Source organism: Parvularcula oceani, from assembly GCF_000733125.1.
Taxonomy (GTDB): domain Bacteria; phylum Pseudomonadota; class Alphaproteobacteria; order Caulobacterales; family Parvularculaceae; genus Parvularcula; species Parvularcula oceani.
Genome location: NZ_JPHU01000037.1, coordinates 1 through 558 on the forward strand (window position 1 = coordinate 1; position 558 = coordinate 558).

The window sequence follows — 558 nt, forward strand, 5'->3', positions numbered from 1 at the left end:
GGCGAGTACGAACCCTGCGATGGTCACGGAGGCCAGTGCGTGGTGGACGCTCTCATAGGCCGACGCGTAGGGCGAGTTGACCCATACGAAAGCGAGCAGCATGGCCCCGAGCGTCAGGGCCGCCGAACTCTTCGGCGACCGAAGGACACGTTCCAGCCTGCCGGAATGTCGGTCGTTCGTCATGGCATGCTTCTTCGGTAGAATCTCGATGAGAAGGGGCCGGGTCGCGCCTTTCCGGCGCGACCCGGGATGCATCACTCAGCGGGTTGCAGGATGCCGAGATGGTGAGGCGCGCTGTCCACCTTTGGCTTCGGCGCGAACCAGCGATGCAGCGCCGGCAGCACCAGCAGCGTCAGGACCGTGGACGTCACCAGCCCGCCGACCACGACCGTCGCAAGCGGTCGCTGCACCTCCGCGCCGACCCCGCTCGCGAAGAGGAGGGGGCCAAGGCCGAGCGCGGTCGTCAGAGCTGTCATCAAGACGGGACGTGCCCGCAGCACCGCGCCGTCCACCGCGAGCGCGTCGAGCGGGCGGCCCTCTCTCGCGAAGCGGTCGAGA

General features: G+C 68.3%; 1 protein-coding gene and 1 pseudogene. Both read right to left on the reverse strand.

The annotated features are described in order from the left end of the window. Nucleotides 1-183: pseudogene (locus tag IE88_RS16930) on the reverse strand (hypothetical protein); the annotation flags it as partial. A gap of 71 nt (nt 184-254) precedes the next feature. Then, nucleotides 255-558: efflux RND transporter permease subunit (locus IE88_RS16935; protein WP_036767571.1), on the reverse strand; the 304-nt coding region annotated here is incomplete at its 5' end.